This window comes from Mycobacterium sp. E2462 (assembly GCF_001672685.1).
Lineage (GTDB): Bacteria > Actinomycetota > Actinomycetes > Mycobacteriales > Mycobacteriaceae > Mycobacterium.
In genome coordinates this window covers 1-687 of record NZ_LZKC01000022.1, presented here as the reverse complement: position 1 = coordinate 687, position 687 = coordinate 1, and the positions used below count along the sequence as shown (strand labels likewise).

The following is a 687-nucleotide window of genomic DNA, read 5'->3' as shown; positions in this document are numbered from 1 at the left end:
ATCCGCGGGGATCGTCATCAGGTCGTCGCGCACGGTGACGGCATCGGCAGTCTCCAGCGCCAGGTCGGCGCCGCCGCGACCCATGGCGATCGACGCGTGCGCGGCCGCCATCGCCGGGGCATCGTTGACGCCGTCACCGACCAGCAGCACCCGAAGGCCGCTAGCCTCGAACTCGCGTACCGCCGCGACCTTGCCGTCGGGCAACAGGTCGGCGCGGACATCGTCGACCCCGAGATGCGCGGCCAGGCGCGCCGCGGCCCGGCGGTTGTCCCCCGTGAGCACGACCGGGGGAGCCGACGTCAGCGCGGCGACGGCCCGCACCACGTGCGCGGCGTCCGGCCGTACGGTGTCGTCGAGGCCGAGCACGCCCACCCGCCGGCCGTCGACGGTCACCACGACGGCGGTCGCCCCGGCCGCCTGCAACGCGTCGACGGCGGCGTCGTCAGCCAACCCTCGCGGGCTGATCACCTCGACCACGTGGCCGTCCACGCCGGCGCGCACCCCGCTGCCCGGCATCGCCACGAACTCGTCGGGTTGCGGCACCGCGAGGCCCCGCCGGCGGGCGGCCGCGCAGATGGCGTTGCCCAGCGGATGCTCGCTGAAATGCTCTGCGGCGGCGCCGACCTGGCGCTGGAGACTGCCGATGCCGTCACCGTGCGCGACGACCTGATGACGATCCCCGCGGTG

At 75.3% G+C, this 687-nt stretch carries 1 protein-coding gene; it reads right to left on the bottom strand.

Annotated features, from left to right (window positions below; all coding sequences use genetic code 11):
* Positions 1–645 (bottom strand): HAD-IC family P-type ATPase (locus A5714_RS01385; RefSeq protein WP_255396684.1); only part of this gene is annotated, 645 nt, incomplete at its 3' end.
* Positions 646–687 lie beyond the last annotated feature (42 nt).